Origin of the sequence: Lacinutrix sp., assembly GCF_037625555.1 — a bacterium.
Taxonomy (GTDB): Bacteria; Bacteroidota; Bacteroidia; order Flavobacteriales; family Flavobacteriaceae; genus Lacinutrix.
In genome coordinates this window covers 1-15,199 of sequence record NZ_JASJHV010000034.1, presented here as the reverse complement: position 1 = coordinate 15,199, position 15,199 = coordinate 1, and the positions used below count along the sequence as shown (strand labels likewise).

Below are 15,199 nucleotides of genomic sequence, written 5' to 3'. Positions count from 1 at the left end.
ATTCATAATAACCAACATTTTGATTTGAAGTGAAGAAGAATACCTTACTAACTTTGTCACTACCAATTTTTTTTCTTAGAATTTTTATCTTTTTTATATTTAAGCTTTTTGGAAGCTAATCCAATAGGATTAGCAGATGGAGTTGTTATCTTTATTAAACCTTTTAAAACTTCTCCATTTTTTAAAATCAATTTACCAGGAGTCCAATCATACTAAGCGAAAGACATTGAAAATGCAAATAACAAAAAAACTGTAAGTAATTTAATTTTCATCTAAAAAAACAGTTATTACTTAAAAAACGAATCTACAAACTCACATTTATTAAACACTTGCAAATCCTCAATACCTTCACCAACACCAATATATTTTACAGGAATTTGAAACTGGTCGCTAATACCAATTACTACTCCTCCTTTTGCTGTTCCATCTAGTTTTGTTACTGCTAGAGAAGTTACCTCTGTTGCTGCTGTAAACTGTTTTGCTTGCTCGAATGCATTTTGACCTGTTGAGCCATCTAAAACTAGTAAAACATCGTGTGGTGCATCTCCTATTACTTTTTGCATAACACGTTTTACTTTAGTTAATTCGTTCATTAAATTAACTTTATTGTGCAGTCGTCCTGCTGTATCAATAATAACTACATCTGCGTTTTGGGTAACTCCAGATTCTAAAGCATCGAAAGCTACACTAGCTGGATCGCTTCCCATATCTTGTCTCACCATAGGCACATCTACTCTGTCTGCCCAAACTTGTAATTGATCTATTGCTGCAGCTCTAAAAGTATCTGCTGCACCTAAAACAACATTTAAACCTTGCTTTTTAAATTGGTATGCTAATTTACCTATAGTGGTAGTTTTACCTACACCATTTACACCTACTACCATTAACACGTAAGGTGTCTTATTACCGTTTTCCTGTTTTGGTAACTCTGGTATAGTATATTCTGTATCTTCTCCAGAATTCGTTTTACTTAATAAACCTGCTATTTCTTCGCGAAGAATTCTATTAAGTTCGTCTGTTCCTAAGTATTTATCTTTTGCAACTCGCTCTTCTATACGAGTAATAACTTTAAGCGTTGTATTTACTCCAACATCACTGGACACTAACACCTCTTCTAAGTTATCTAAAACATCATCATCTACTTTAGACTTTCCAGCTACTGCTTTACTTAGTTTACCTAAAAAACTTGTGCTTGTTTTCTCTAAACCTTTGTCTAAAGTTTCCTTTTTTTCTGAAGAAAATATTTTTTTAAAAAAACTCATTACTGCTTGTTGTTTGTTATTGATTGTAAAGTTAATACTCTACAGATTATGTGCGCATTACTTGTTTTTTTAATAGAACAAGTAATAACTATTGGCTTTCAAAAAAACTTGAAAATATAGTTAACACTAAAATTATATTAACAATAGTTAAGCCCTTTTTGTAAAACTGCTACTTTGTCATTAATAAGTGTAAAGAAACGTAATATTTTTTTAAATTAAAAAAGCTGCTTTCTATTAAGAAAGCAGCTTTAAAAGTATTGTATAGGAAAGAGTTTATTTCTTGTTTAAGAAATTATCTACAAATTCTGGAGCCATAATAGATTCTACAAACATGTAGGCTCCTGTTTTTGGAGATTTTTCCATTCTGATTGCTTTAGACAATCTTTTTGACGATGTCTGTAAAGACGCTACGGTTTTCTTTGCCATTCCTTTATTTATTTAATTTCTTTATGAATAGTCATTTTCTTCAAGATTGGATTAAATTTCTTAATCTCCATTCTATCTGGTGTGTTCTTTTTATTTTTAGTTGTAATATAACGAGAAGTTCCTGGTTTACCAGACTCTTTATGCTCTGTGCATTCTAATATTACTTGTACTCTGTTTCCTCTTTTTGCCATTTTCTTAATCCTTATATAGCTTGGCTATTATTTTATAAATCCTTTAGATCGTGCATCTTTTAACATTGCTACGATACCAATCTTATTGATTGTTTTTAAAGCAGATGTAGAAACTTTTAAAGTTATCCACTTCTCTTCTCCAGGTACGAAAAAACGCTTTTTCATTAAATTAGCGTCAAATGTACGCTTAGTTCTATTTTTTGCATGCGATACGTTGTTTCCAACCATTGCTTTCTTTCCTGTAAGTTCACAAACTCTTGACATTACTTATAACTTTAAATTGTTACTAAAATTCGAGGTGCAAATATAGAAAATGTTTTAGTATTGACAATCTGTTTTTTATCAATTTTTAAAAATTTCTTTTTGAAGGAGCTCTAATGCCTTATTTACTGCCTTGTTTATTACTCTTGTTCGATTATTACCGAGTTCAAATTTCTGAGAAAATACATCTTTTTTTGTAGCCAATGCAATATAAACGGTTCCAACTCCTGCTTTTTCATCTCCTTTTGTAGGTCCTGCATTACCAGTTGTTGCTATTGCAAAATCTGTGTTGTATAATTTTACACATTGTGTAGCCATAGCTTCTGCAACTTGAGCACTAACTACAGAGTACTTATTTATTATTTCTTCTGAAACGCCTAATACATCAATTTTAGTTTGTGTTGCATAAGTAACAATACCTCCTTTAAAATAAGTCGATGCTCCTGAATGTTGCGTAAACGTCTCAGCTAACTTTCCTCCTGTACAACTTTCTGCAATAGATAATGTTTTATTTTGATTTGTAAGTTGTTTTGCTATTAACACTTCTAAATCTCCATCTTCTTCAAAACCAGTAAAAACATCTTTTATTAATGGTAAAAGAGCTTCTACTTGTTTTTCTATATCATTATCTAAAGCTTTCTCATCAAAACCTTTTCCAGACAACCTTAGTCTTACTTTTCCTAAATTTGGTAAATAGGCTAATTTAATATTATTAGGCAAATTATCTTCCCAGTCTTCTATTATGGTTGCTAGGACACTTTCTCCCATGCCATAAGTAAGAAATGTTTTATGCTTTATAAAAGGTCGTTTGTATTTAATTTTTAACTTTGGAAGCACCTCTTCTTGCATCAGTGCTTTCATTTCAAAAGGCACTCCAGGCATAGATATAAAAACTTTTTCTCCTTTCTCTATCCAAATTCCTGGTGCACTACCTACAAGATTCATTAGCACTTTTGCTTTTGATGGCACTAATGCTTGATCTAAATTCATTTGCTGAATTGGCTTCTTTATAAAGTCATTCCAAATTCTTTGTATGTTTTTGGTGACAGCTGCATCTCGAACCAGAACATAATTAAAGTAATCGCAAATGGTGTGTTTAGTAATATCGTCTTTAGTTGGACCTAGTCCTCCTGTTAAAATAATTATATCTGCATTAACTTCGGCTTCGGCTAAAGCTTTTAAAATATGCTGCTTATCGTCTTGTATTGAAGTTATTTGATAAACAGATACACCAATACTATTTAGTGTTTTACCAATATATGCAGAGTTAGTATCTACAATTTGACCAATGAGAATTTCGTCTCCTATGGTAATAATTTCAGCCTGCATGTATTATAAATTAAAATCTGCCTTAATCTCTGCAGTAGCTTTTTCTATTGCTTCTAAAACTATAACTAACTGTGCAGAAACATCTTCTCCTTCTTTTGCAAGTTTTGCCCAATCTTGGATTTCAATTAACTTATCTAAAACACCAAGTTCAAAAACATCTATGGTAGGTTTCATTTTATGAGACACTTGGTAGGTTTGTGGCTTATTATTGTTATCTACTGCTTGTTTTAACAATATTGCATCCGCAGGAACTTCTTCTAAAAAAGCTTGAGCTAGAGCTAAAAGAAACTCTTTATCATTATCTGCTAATTCTTTTAATCGGTGTAATTTATAGTGCTGTTCCATTTATTTTACAGTAATAGAAAATAGTTCTTTGTCTTCCAAGTATCCGTTTAACTTATCGTTAGCAAAGACCTTGCCAACTCCAGCTGGAGTTCCTGTAAATATAACATCTCCAATCTTTAAAGTAAAATATTTAGACACATATTCTATAATCTCATCAATTTCCCACAACATTAAACTTGTATTTCCTTTTTGTACAAATTCGTCATTTTTTTTAAGACTAAAATTGATATTGTTTAAATCTTTAAATTCAGTTTTTGGCAACCAACCACCTATTACTGCTGCGCCATCAAAGCTTTTGGCTTTTTCCCAAGGCAAGCCTTTGGCTTTTAGTTTTACCTGTAAATCTCGAGCTGTAAAGTCGATTCCAAGACCTATTTCTCCATAATATTTGTGTGCGAATTTTTTGTCTATGTATTTGCCTACACGATTAATTTTAACTAAAACCTCTACTTCATGATGTACATCGTTAGAAAACTCCGGAATAAAAAACGGTTGTTTTTTTAACAAAATTGCAGTGTCTGGTTTTAAAAACACTACCGGATCTGTTGGTTTTTCGTTTTCTAGTTCTTTAATATGGTCTGTGTAGTTTCTACCTATGCAAATTAGTTTCATTTTTTATAGAATAAAGATACTTAATATTGTGTTTTTTAAATCTTATTATTAAAACTTCTTAATTTAATTGCTGTGAGTACCTTTTTTGTGTAGAGAGGGAAATCTGCATTTAATAGCCAACCAAAGTAACCTGGTTCTTTTTCTAACACATCTAATACTCTTTTATTTTTGTGTTTCCCAAAACTAAAACACTCTTCTCCTTCTTTATTATAATTAATAAAGCCAGCAAAATCTGCAAACTTTTTATGTGAGCTAAACTCTGCTAGAAATTTTGAATCATTCTCTAAATCTTCATATCGATCTAATTGTGCCTTTAACACTTCGTATGTTGCTAAAGTATCTGCTTCTGCCGAGTGTGCATTTTCTAAATTTTTATCGCAGTAAAATTTATAAGCTGCACTTAAGGTTCTTTTTTCCATTTTATGAAAAATAGTTTGAACATCTATCGCTACTCTTCCTTTCATATCGAAATCCATATCTGCTCTAAGCATTTCTTCTGCCAATAAAGGAATATCAAATCGGTTAGAATTAAAGCCTGCTAAATCACAATCCTTAATCATGTTATTTATATCTTTTGACAAAGCTTTAAACGTTGGCTCATTTGCAACACGCTCGTCTGTAATACCATGAATTGCAGAAGTTTCTTCAGGAATGGGCATTTCTGGGTTTACTAACCATGTTTTACTTTCCCTATTACCATTTGGAAATACTTTTAAAATTGATATTTCTACTACTCTATCTTTAGAAATATTAATTCCTGTAGTTTCTAAATCGAAAAAGCAAACTGGTTTTGTGAGGTTTAATTCCATGTATTTTATAATTTTAAGGCGAAACGTGTTATGGTTTATGCAAATATAAATGTATTATGTTATTTTTACTTTGATTATTTAAAATTTGCAATGAAAACACACATTACACTTCTTACTTTTTTAATTATTTCTATGGCTTGTTTTGCTCAAAATGAGCATAAATATGTTAAACTTGTAGAAGAAAAAAAAGGTAAATGTTTAACACTTTATGCTGTAAATAGCGATTCTATTTCTTATGATGTTTTTTAAGAGTTGTTACTAAAGATTTTAGACGTAGCAGCAAAAGACCATTAATAACAAATGTACCACCTAATAGTAAAGTAGAACTTTGATTGTTAATTCAATTAGTGGGATCTGAAGGCAAATACAATAGTACTTTTATTGTAAACGAAATTGCTCCAACCTTAGAAATAGACAAGACCGAAATTAACTTAGATATTAGATTAGATAATGCTTTAAAAGACCAAAAAGTAACTTTATTTACAAGTAACGATTGTACTATTTGTCAAGAAGTCAAAAGCATTTTAGGCGAAAATAAATTTTAACGAGTTGAATATAGATGAAGATGCTTCAGGATACTTGAGTGCTGTTGAAGAATTTCAAACAGATAAAAAACCAATAAAAACAACATTACCATTATTAAAAATTAAAGAGCAGTTTTATAAAAATATTAAATCTATTGAAGACTTTAATAGTATACTAAGAAAGGTTTTTAATTAATAATTACACGCAACCAAATGAACAAATTTCTAATAATATGCACTCTCTTTTTTACCTTCAATTCTTTCTCGCAAAATCTAAATTGTGAAGATTTTAAAGAAGGTGAATTTTTAATTCCTGCGGATAGATATAATCCTACTTCATTTAAAGTTATTAGATCTAATAATCAACAAATAGAAATAAAGGAAAATGGAGAAGAATTATTAATTGATATTAAATACACAGATAAATGTAATTATATATTAACAAGTAATCCAAATTCTGATTTACATGATGAAATAGCACAAATAATAAACGATAAAGGAGGTGTAAAAGTTGAAATGATTGAGATTATAGGTGATAAACTATTCTACAATAGCTATATCAAACTTGATGATAAAAATTTCAGTATTCCAGGTAAACTAATTAAGCTGAAATAAACACTGCTTAAAATTATTAAAATAAACAACGAATTATAAGAGAAATTCAAAGATTTGTTTAGTTTGACTTTGTAACAAAAATATACGAACCTGGTTTACTGAAAGATATAAAACATAGAAACGGTTTCAAAACTGAGAACATAAACAAACCTCTCTAAAATAGGAAAAGCACAGTCTAAAACTGTGTTTTTGCTATTTTATAATTTTAAGATTTAGAAATCAAAAAGAAGATTCCTATATCCACAAGAATTTATATTTCTCTGTTAGAATCCCAACCTTCTAAATACTCTTTTACTGCTTTTACAAATTGTCCGCCAAGAGCTCCATTTACAACTCTGTGGTCGTAAGAGTGCGATAAGAACATTTTATAACGAATACCAATAAAATCGCCTTCTGGTGTTTCTATAACTGCAGGCACTTTACGTATTGCACCTAATGCTAAGATACCAACTTGTGGCTGGTTAATAATTGGAGTTCCCATGATACTACCAAAAGTACCAACGTTAGTAACTGTATAGGTTCCGCCTTGTATATCGTCTGGCTTTAATTTATTATCTCTTGCTCTTGCTGCTAAATCGTTAACAGCTTTAGTCATCCCAACTAAATTTAGTTGATCTGCATTTTTTATAACTGGCACAATTAAATCGCCATTACCTAATGCAGCAGCCATACCAAGATTAATGTTTTTCTTTTTAACGATGGTATCGCCTTGAAGCGAGATATTCATCAATGGGAAATCACGCAATGCTTTTGCAATGGCTTCCATAAAAATTGGCGTAAAGGTTAGATTCTCACCTTCACGTTTCATAAAACTATCTTTTACTTTCTTTCTCCAATTCCAGATATTAGTAACATCTGCTTCTATAAAACTTTGAACGTGAGCACTAGTTTGCAAACTTTCTACCATGTGATACGCAATTAATTTGCCCATTCTAGTCATTTCTATAATCTCATCACTTTCTGCAGCTATTATTGGAGTTGCTGGTTTTTTCACCTCTATCTTAGTAGAAGTTTGAACTGTTTGTGTAGGAGTAGCAATTGTTTTTGCAGGCTGAGAACTACGTATTTTCAAATACGCTTGCATATCTGCTTTAGTTACTCTACCTTCTTTTCCAGAACCTGGAATGGCATCTAACTCTACCTGAGCAATACCTTCGGCTTTAGCTATATTTTTAACTAATGGCGAATAAAAACGATCTCCATTAGAACTAATGGGTGCAGTAGTTTCTTGTGCTGCAACTACAGTTTGTACAACATCTGCTGTTGATGGTGTTGTTTTTTCTACCTCAACTTCTTTAACTTCTGGAGTCTCAACAGTTGCATTGCCTTCTCCTTCTGTTTCTATAACAGCTATTGTTTGTCCTACTTGAACAACATCGTCTACATTAAAAAGCACTTCTACTAAAACACCATCAACCTCGCATGGTACTTCGCTATCTACTTTGTCTGTTGCAATTTCTAGAACTGCTTCATCTTGCTCAATAGTATCTCCAACTTCTTTTAACCATGAAGTAATTGTTGCTTCTGCAACGCTTTCTCCCATTTTCGGTAATTTTAGTTCAAATCTTGCCATATTAATAAAAAATGTGTCTTATTGTATTTTCAGAATGTAAAATTAATAAAAAATAGTGTATTTGTCTGACTATTCCATATAATTTTGAATTCAGTTTTTATAATAAACTGATATTTAAAAATGTATCACTTCGCCTCTGCTTTTAGACGAATGACTTCCGAGGATAAAATTAGCGTTTTTTGGAAGTATTTTAAACGATAAATTTTTATTTTTTTCAGAATTGCTCATTTCAGCAATCATTGATTGATAACTTACATGATTAGCATCAAAAATAATTTGTGTATTCTCTTTATGTGCTGCGGCTATTGAAAGCAATATTAATGGCTTTGAAAGCTTTAAAGCCAAAGCTTTATTTATAGTATTTGAAATAAGCGAGTAATTTTCGAAATTCATCTTTTCTATTGAAACTTTAGTTCCAAATAATTTGGCAGATTGTATTCCGAAGAACACTAAAGCATCAAAAACGAAATTACTTTTAAAGTGTTTTTTATAGAATATTTGCATTGCGCCATAAAAACGCTTCGCGTAAGTTTTGTCTTTTAATGTGCTTTCTCCTTTATAATGTATTGCTGTTATTTCTCCAAAATAGACACTTTGGTAACCAGCTTTCTTTACCTTATAACTTATATCAATGTCTTCTCCGTACATAAAATAATCCTCATCAAACCCTTTAACTCTCCTATAAACACTACGTTTTAAGAACATAAAAGCACCTACAAAAACATCTACATTACCAATTTCGTTTTCTTTTAAGTGGTTTACGTAATAGTTTTTAGAGTTCCCTAAAGCTTTGTTAATTGCTATTTTAGTTACTGGAACATTGCGTTTACTTTCTGGTAAAAAATTACCATTTCCATCTATTAACTTACAACCAACAATACCCAAATTGTTTTGTTTTTCGGCGAAAGCCAAAAGCGTTTTAAAAGTGTTTTCCGCAATAACAGTATCTGGATTTAGTACACAAAGGTATTCGCCTTTTGCTTGCTTAACTCCAATATTATTTCCTTTTGAAAAGCCTGTGTTTTCTTTATTTTCAATGAGTTTAACATTTGGAAACTTCTTTTTAATCATTTTACAACTGTCGTCTTGAGAGTTGTTATCGACTACAATAATTTCAGCATCTAAATTTTTAATTGCAGCTTCTACACTTTGCAAGCATAACTCTAAGAAGTAATGCACATTGTAATTTAGTATGATGATTGAAAGTTGCAAATGGCTATTGTTTTAGTGATGCTTCAAATGGTATACGATTTAAAATACTGCGTCCTAAAGTAATTTCGTCTGCATATTCTAATTCATCTCCAACCGAAATACCTCTTGCAATCGTAGACGTTTCCACCTCTAAACCATGTAATTGTTTAAAAATATAGAAATTGGTAGTATCACCTTCCATTGTTGGGCTTAAAGCAAAAATAAGTTCTTTAATGTTTCCAGTTTTTACTTTTTCTACTAAACTTACAATGTTTAAATCGTGAGGTCCAATACCTTCTATTGGGTTAATTTTCCCTCCCAAAACATGGTACAACCCTCTGTGAGAAGCTGTGTTTTCTATAGCCATAACATCTCGAATATCTTCAACAACACAAATAATATTATCTTTTCTTAGTGGATTGCTACATATTTTACATAAATCAACATCGCTAGTATTATGACAAGATTTACAAAACTTTAAATCCTCACGCATATTTGATAGCGCTTGAGTTAAATTAGCTGTTTGCTCTTTGGGTTGTTTTAACAAATGCAAAGCCAAACGTAATGCTGTACGCTTACCAATACCTGGTAATTGTGAGATTTCGCTCACCGCATTTTCTAAAAGTTTAGAAGAGAATTCCATAGAGTGCGAATTTATAACTTAGCCTTCAATTTCGCTAATTTTTATGCCTTCAACTTGAAACTTTTAAGTGTTTATACTTAACTCTTAACTAATTTTGTATTTTCGACTTCAGAAAACAATTTACATGTCAGCTATTCAAATATTATTACTTATTGCAGCCTATTTTGGTGTGCTAATTTTAATCTCATATTTCACTGGAAAGGAAGACACTAATGCTGCTTTTTTTAAAGCTAATAAATCTGCACCTTGGTATTTGGTGGCTTTTGGCATGATTGGCGCATCGCTTTCTGGTGTTACATTTATTTCGGTTCCAGGTTTAATAGCTGGTCAAGAGTTTGCTTACATGCAAGGTGTTTTAGGCTTCTTTATTGGGTACTTGGTAGTTTCATTTGTATTGGTTCCACTATACTATCGCTTAAATGTAACCTCTATTTATCAATATTTAGAAGAACGCTTTGGTGTTGTTAGCTATAAAACTGGTGCTTTTTTCTTCTTGCTATCTAGAGTAACTGGTGCTTCATTTAGATTATACTTAGTTGCATTAGCCATGCAATATATTGTATTTGAAAGCTTAGGTGTTCCGTTTTGGGTAACTGTTGTTATTTCTATTCTACTAATTTGGTTATACACTAATAAAGGTGGCATAAAAACTATTATTTGGACAGATACTTTACAAACCATAGCCATGTTAACTTCAGTAATTGTTGCTATTGTTTTAATCTTAAACAAACTAGATTGGACTTTAGCTGAAACTTTTACCAAAGAAACTTTTAAAAACAAGAGTCAGATTTTCTTTTTCGAAGATATAAATAGTAAAATAAACTTCTGGAAATACTTTATTGGAGGCATCTTTATAACTATTGCCATGACAGGTTTAGATCAAGATATGATGCAAAAAAACCTAACGTGTAAAAATGCAAACGAATCTAAAAAGAACATGCTATCCATGTCTATTTTACTAGTTATTGTAAACCTTGTTTTTTTAACACTGGGTGCTTTATTATTTATTTATGCAGAACAGTTTAATGTTGCAATACCAGAACTTAATGGTGTTACTAGAACCGATTTATTATTTCCAGAAATAGCAATGAATCAAGGCTTAGGCAAAGGCTTAGCCATAACTTTTATTATAGGATTAATTGCAGCTGCCTATAGTAGTGCAGATTCTGCTTTAACTTCTTTAACCACCTCGTTTTCTGTAGATTTTTTAAACATTGAAAAGAAACCACTTGAAGTACAAAAGCCATTACGTAAAAAGGTACATATTATAGTTTCTTTAGTACTAATTGTTGTAGTTATCATCTTCAATTCTTTAGAAGGAAGTGTTGTAAGTAATCTCTTTAAATTTGCCACATTCACCTATGGACCTCTACTTGGAATTTTTGCTTTTGGTATTTTAACCAAACGAAAAATTATAGATAATTTCGCTTGGGCAATTGGTTTAGCCTCAATTATTATTACTTATTTAATAACGTTAGCTCCTACAACTTTTCCAGATAGTTTTATAGGTCAATATGCTTTCCACTGGGAGATTTTACCTTTAAATGGATTTATTACCTTTTTAGGATTGCTAATTATTTCAAAAAAAGAAACTTTTAATACTGGTTTGTAGACAGCAAAACCAAAGTACAAGCAACTTCAAATTCTATATTATTTTCCTTTAGCAAATTATAAAATTCAGGGTTTTCTGTTCCTGGATTAAAAATAACGCGTTTTGGGTTTAAAGAGACAATATAATTATAATACTGTTCTTGTCTTTTTGGATTTAAGTATAGGGTAATTGTATCTATATATTTATAGTCTTGTAATTCTGTATCTATAACTACACAATGCTCCTCACCTTCTCGCATGCCAAAAGCCACAGTATCATGTTTGTAGTTTCTTAACTTCCTAATTGCCATATTAGAATAGCGTTCTGGCTTTGTAGATGCGCCAAGTACTAATGTTTTTTTATTCATATAAATAATGTTACTTTTTAAAAAGTTGTGCTAGAAAGCGTAACATATAAAACTATTAGAATTCTAATAATGCTAATAAAATAAACATGAGAATTCTAATATAATACTCTCAAAAGAATTATATTTGAGACTGCATTTTATTTATCGCTATTGAAAAATATTTTTTTTTTAAATTTTATACTACTAATATTTTGTGCTTTATCCCAAGCACAATCTGTTAATACTGCCTATTTAAGTATAGCAAATGGTGATGTTGTATTGGCAGATTTCTCAACCTGCTCAACAACAGTCGTTGCAAGCCATACTGATAGTTTTACAGACATTTCTCAAGGTGACACTGATAACACTTTATATGGAATTCGATATGATGCTTCACTTTATAGAATTAATGTTTCAACTGGTGTAATTACTAATTTAGGAATTCTAACAGGCATTGGCTTTGGTGGTGATATTGAAATAGATTCTTTAGTTAAAGAGAGTGATGGATTTTTATTAGGTGTTAATAGAGATGCTCCAGGAGAACTATTTAGAATAGATGTAAACGCTTTGACAGCGACACTTTTAGGAAATGTTGGTTATGGAAGTGCTGGAGACTTAACGTATTTTGAAGGTAGCTTATATCTAAGTGCAGATAACAATGAACTTGTGGAAGTTGATGTTACAACACCATCTAATTCAACATTAATTGGTACCATTCCAAACACAGGTGGGCTAAATAGTATATTCGGAGTGGTCACCATTATTACTGCAGATCCCTGTAGTATTAATCCAACTTACGAACTTATAGCTACAGGAGGCAATGATTCAGCAACAATAAATGTATCGCCATTACAAGCAAGTATTAATTGTTCTAATTTTACAAGTCATAGCATTTATGGTGCCTCAGAAGTTGTTTCAGACATTATTTGCTCCATAAATTTATCAATAGAAGAAAACATTACAATGAGTACTACACCTACTTATTGTAACAATGCAACAACACAACTTAATGCGACTCCAGATCCTATTAATGCATTAGGAACTTACACCTATGAATGGACAGTACAAGGTTCTACAACTGTTTTAGGTACAAATGCCAATTTATCAATAAATATAAATTCAACTACTATTTATAACTGTTTAGTAACCGATTCTGGGAGAGTTCCTCCAGATAATACAGCTTCTGCAACTATAACAGTTACTATTACTCAGCCACCTGCTCAACCAACATTGTTGTGTTGGGAAACTGCTACTTTAAATACCACGACTTGTCTATGGGAAATTTCTGGCACACAGTCAACACAGCCGACTAATTTAGAGTGTTGGGAAACAACAACTTTTAATGCTACAACTTGTAGTTGGGATATAACAGGTACACAACCTGCTCAACCAATTGGTTTAGAGTGCTGGGAAACAACAACTTTTAATGGTACAACTTGTAGTTGGGATATTACTGGAACACAAACTGTTCAACCAACTAATTTAGAATGTTGGGAGACTGCGGCTTTTAATTCCACAACATGTACTTGGGATATTTCTGGTACACAACCTAGCCAACCTACTAATCTAGAATGCTGGGAAATCGCGACTTTAAACAATACTACCTGAAACTGGGATATTACCGGAACACAAACTGTTCAACCAACTAATTTAGAATGCTGGGAAACGTCGGCTTTTAATTCCACAACCTGTACTTGGGATGTTTCTGGTACGCAACCTATACAACCCACTAATCTAGAATGTTGGGAAATCGCGAGTTTAAACAATACTACTTGTAGCTGGGATATTACAGGAACACAACCTGCTCAACCAACTAATTTAGAATGCTGGGAAACAACAACTTTTAATGCTACAACCTGTACTTGGGATATTTCTGGAACTCAGCCTAGTCAACCAACAATAGAATGTTGGGAGGCAAGCACTTTCAATAATACAACATGTAGTTGGGATGTTTCTGGAACACAACCAGTTCAACCAACTAATTTAGAATGTTGGGAGACAAGCACTTTCAATAACACAACCTGTACTTGGGATGTTTCTGGAACACAACCCACGCAACCAACTAATTTAGAATGCTGGGAGTCGACTAATTATAATAGTGCAACTTGTAGTTGGGATGTTTCTGGAACGCAACCTACACAACCTACAAATACGAACTGTTGGGATAATTATCAGTTTGATAGCGTTTCATGTACTTGGGTAAATAATGGTACGCAGCCTATACAACCTACAAATGTAAACTGTTGGGATAATTATCAGTTTAACAACACTTCATGTACATGGGAAAACAACGGTACACAACCTACACAACCAACAAATGTAAACTGTTGGGATGATTTTCAATTTGACACCACTTCATGCACATGGATAAATAACGGAAATCAAGACGTGCAACCCACTAATTTAGAATGTTGGAAAACTGCAACATTTAATACCACTTCATGTGTTTGGGAGATTACAGGAACACAAGTAATAGATGTAATAAATATTGAGCTATCTATATGCAATGAAGACACATTAATTTTAGAACCAAACACATCAATACAAAATCCACAATACCAATGGATTACAGCAGAGCAAACGTCTTCTATTGAAATTGAAAACTCCGGTACATATAGCGTAGAAGTTACAGATGGTTGTGCATTAGAAATTACAAATTTCACAGTAACTAGCAATGTCACACCAATAATTGCAAGTGTTGAATCTGTTAATCATTCAATAATTATAACCACAAGCACACAGGCAAATTACCAGTACTCTTTAGATGGTATTAACTACCAGAATGATAATATATTTACAAACATGCCTAATGGTCTTTATTCGGCTTACGTAAGATCTTTAGAATGTAACGTTGAAATAACACAGCAACATTTACACTTTTATATTCCACAGTTTTTTACACCAAATGGTGATGGCGTTAACGATTACTTTGCGCTTAACGATTTGGAATACTTTAACAGTTCTAAAGTGATTATATTTAATCGTTTTGGCAAGTTGCTTTTTGCTACTAAAAACAGAAGCGTAAGATGGGATGGCACTTTAAATGGACATTTACTACCCACTGCAGATTATTGGTATTTAATAACAATAGAAGGTATCGAGTTTAAAGGCCACTTTACTTTAAAGCGATAAATTATTCTATCCTTAAAATAGAAAAATCCCAATGTCGTAACATTGGTATTTTATATTATTATTTAACTCTTTTTTTTAAAAATTTTAATTACTTACCACTTCATTATCACACTTCCCCAAGTAAAACCACTACCAAAAGCAGCTAACACGACGTTATCACCTTCTTTTATTTTTCCTTCCTCCCAAGCTTCGGTTAGTGCAATAGGAATTGATGCTGCCGTTGTGTTACCGTATTTTTGAATGTTATTAAACACTTGGTTATCATTAAATTTGAACTGTCTTTGAACAAATTCTGATATTCTTAAATTAGCTTGATGTGGTATAAATAAATCAACATCCGTTGAGTTTA

20 protein-coding genes are annotated in these 15,199 nt (G+C 31.8%); 7 read left to right on the top strand and 13 right to left on the bottom strand.

Annotated features, from left to right (window positions below):
• Positions 1–287: 287 nt before the first annotated feature.
• The 8 genes from ftsY to QNK89_RS01890 all read right to left on the bottom strand — a co-directional run bounded on the left by ftsY (position 288) and on the right by QNK89_RS01890 (position 5,235).
• Positions 288–1,262 carry a signal recognition particle-docking protein FtsY gene (ftsY, locus tag QNK89_RS01925; protein ID WP_340169287.1) on the bottom strand — a complete coding sequence of 325 codons (975 nt, stop codon included), beginning with the start codon at positions 1,260–1,262 and terminating at the stop codon, positions 288–290.
• Positions 1,263–1,535: 273 nt separating this feature from the next.
• A complete protein-coding gene (locus tag QNK89_RS01920; RefSeq protein ID WP_340169286.1) occupies positions 1,536–1,688 on the bottom strand; it encodes a DUF4295 domain-containing protein in 153 nt (50 codons plus the stop codon).
• An 8-nt stretch (positions 1,689–1,696) separates the two neighbouring features.
• On the bottom strand, positions 1,697–1,879 hold the full coding sequence (gene rpmG / locus QNK89_RS01915; RefSeq protein ID WP_340169285.1) for a 50S ribosomal protein L33: 183 nt from the start codon (positions 1,877–1,879) through the stop codon (positions 1,697–1,699).
• A 27-nt stretch (positions 1,880–1,906) separates the two neighbouring features.
• On the bottom strand, positions 1,907–2,143 hold the full coding sequence (gene rpmB / locus QNK89_RS01910; protein ID WP_340169284.1) for a 50S ribosomal protein L28: 237 nt from the start codon (positions 2,141–2,143) through the stop codon (positions 1,907–1,909).
• A 78-nt stretch (positions 2,144–2,221) separates the two neighbouring features.
• Positions 2,222–3,469 (bottom strand): competence/damage-inducible protein A, encoded by a 1,248-nt coding sequence (locus tag QNK89_RS01905; protein ID WP_340169283.1) that lies wholly within the window; start codon positions 3,467–3,469, stop codon positions 2,222–2,224.
• Between the two features lie 3 nt (positions 3,470–3,472).
• Positions 3,473–3,814, bottom strand: a complete 342-nt coding sequence (locus QNK89_RS01900) for an Hpt domain-containing protein (protein WP_340169282.1) — start codon at positions 3,812–3,814, stop codon at positions 3,473–3,475.
• Positions 3,815–4,426, bottom strand: a complete 612-nt coding sequence (locus tag QNK89_RS01895) for a fumarylacetoacetate hydrolase family protein (RefSeq protein ID WP_340169281.1) — start codon at positions 4,424–4,426, stop codon at positions 3,815–3,817.
• Positions 4,427–4,461: 35 nt separating this feature from the next.
• Positions 4,462–5,235: a 3'-5' exonuclease gene (locus tag QNK89_RS01890; protein WP_340169280.1), complete on the bottom strand. Its 774-nt coding sequence runs from the start codon at positions 5,233–5,235 to the stop codon at positions 4,462–4,464.
• A gap of 90 nt (positions 5,236–5,325) precedes the next feature.
• On the opposite strand from QNK89_RS01890, the gene QNK89_RS01885 reads away from it, so the two are divergent.
• The 4 genes from QNK89_RS01885 to QNK89_RS01870 all read left to right on the top strand — a co-directional run bounded on the left by QNK89_RS01885 (position 5,326) and on the right by QNK89_RS01870 (position 6,374).
• Positions 5,326–5,484, top strand: a complete 159-nt coding sequence (locus QNK89_RS01885; protein ID WP_340169279.1) for a hypothetical protein — start codon at positions 5,326–5,328, stop codon at positions 5,482–5,484.
• A gap of 83 nt (positions 5,485–5,567) precedes the next feature.
• Complete coding sequence (locus tag QNK89_RS01880) at positions 5,568–5,780, top strand: hypothetical protein (RefSeq protein WP_340169278.1); 213 nt, start codon at positions 5,568–5,570, stop codon at positions 5,778–5,780.
• 4 nt (positions 5,781–5,784) lie between these two features.
• Entirely contained in the window at positions 5,785–5,955 is a 171-nt protein-coding gene (locus QNK89_RS01875; protein WP_340169277.1) for a hypothetical protein, read from the top strand.
• 17 nt (positions 5,956–5,972) lie between these two features.
• The gene (locus QNK89_RS01870) at positions 5,973–6,374 is read left to right on the top strand and encodes a hypothetical protein (RefSeq protein ID WP_340169276.1); all 402 of its coding nucleotides are present in this window, start codon (positions 5,973–5,975) and stop codon (positions 6,372–6,374) included.
• A 250-nt stretch (positions 6,375–6,624) separates the two neighbouring features.
• Here QNK89_RS01870 and QNK89_RS01865 read toward each other — a convergent pair whose 3' ends face one another.
• The 3 genes from QNK89_RS01865 to recR all read right to left on the bottom strand — a co-directional run bounded on the left by QNK89_RS01865 (position 6,625) and on the right by recR (position 9,781).
• The gene (locus tag QNK89_RS01865; protein ID WP_340169275.1) at positions 6,625–7,947 is read right to left on the bottom strand and encodes a dihydrolipoamide acetyltransferase family protein; all 1,323 of its coding nucleotides are present in this window, start codon (positions 7,945–7,947) and stop codon (positions 6,625–6,627) included.
• 114 nt (positions 7,948–8,061) lie between these two features.
• Complete coding sequence (locus tag QNK89_RS01860; protein ID WP_340169274.1) at positions 8,062–9,159, bottom strand: glycosyltransferase family 2 protein; 1,098 nt, start codon at positions 9,157–9,159, stop codon at positions 8,062–8,064.
• A gap of 4 nt (positions 9,160–9,163) precedes the next feature.
• Positions 9,164–9,781: a recombination mediator RecR gene (gene recR, locus QNK89_RS01855; protein ID WP_340169273.1), complete on the bottom strand. Its 618-nt coding sequence runs from the start codon at positions 9,779–9,781 to the stop codon at positions 9,164–9,166.
• A 124-nt stretch (positions 9,782–9,905) separates the two neighbouring features.
• On the opposite strand from recR, the gene QNK89_RS01850 reads away from it, so the two are divergent.
• The gene (locus QNK89_RS01850; protein ID WP_340169272.1) at positions 9,906–11,393 is read left to right on the top strand and encodes a sodium:solute symporter; all 1,488 of its coding nucleotides are present in this window, start codon (positions 9,906–9,908) and stop codon (positions 11,391–11,393) included.
• Here QNK89_RS01850 and QNK89_RS01845 read toward each other — a convergent pair.
• Positions 11,377–11,739, bottom strand: a complete 363-nt coding sequence (locus QNK89_RS01845; RefSeq protein WP_340169271.1) for a CoA-binding protein — start codon at positions 11,737–11,739, stop codon at positions 11,377–11,379. The two genes, QNK89_RS01850 and QNK89_RS01845, sit on opposite strands and share 17 nt — an antisense overlap.
• A 150-nt stretch (positions 11,740–11,889) precedes the next feature.
• On the opposite strand from QNK89_RS01845, the gene QNK89_RS01840 reads away from it, so the two are divergent.
• Both QNK89_RS01840 and QNK89_RS01835 read left to right on the top strand, forming a co-directional pair.
• A complete protein-coding gene (locus tag QNK89_RS01840) occupies positions 11,890–13,326 on the top strand; it encodes a hypothetical protein (protein ID WP_340169270.1) in 1,437 nt (478 codons plus the stop codon).
• A 780-nt stretch (positions 13,327–14,106) separates the two neighbouring features.
• Positions 14,107–14,850 (top strand): T9SS type B sorting domain-containing protein, encoded by a 744-nt coding sequence (locus QNK89_RS01835; RefSeq protein ID WP_340169269.1) that lies wholly within the window; start codon positions 14,107–14,109, stop codon positions 14,848–14,850.
• A 92-nt stretch (positions 14,851–14,942) separates the two neighbouring features.
• On the opposite strand, the gene QNK89_RS01830 is transcribed toward QNK89_RS01835, so the two are convergent.
• A partial coding sequence (locus QNK89_RS01830; RefSeq protein ID WP_340169268.1) for a 3-oxoacyl-[acyl-carrier-protein] synthase III C-terminal domain-containing protein occupies positions 14,943–15,199 on the bottom strand: 257 nt, incomplete at its 5' end.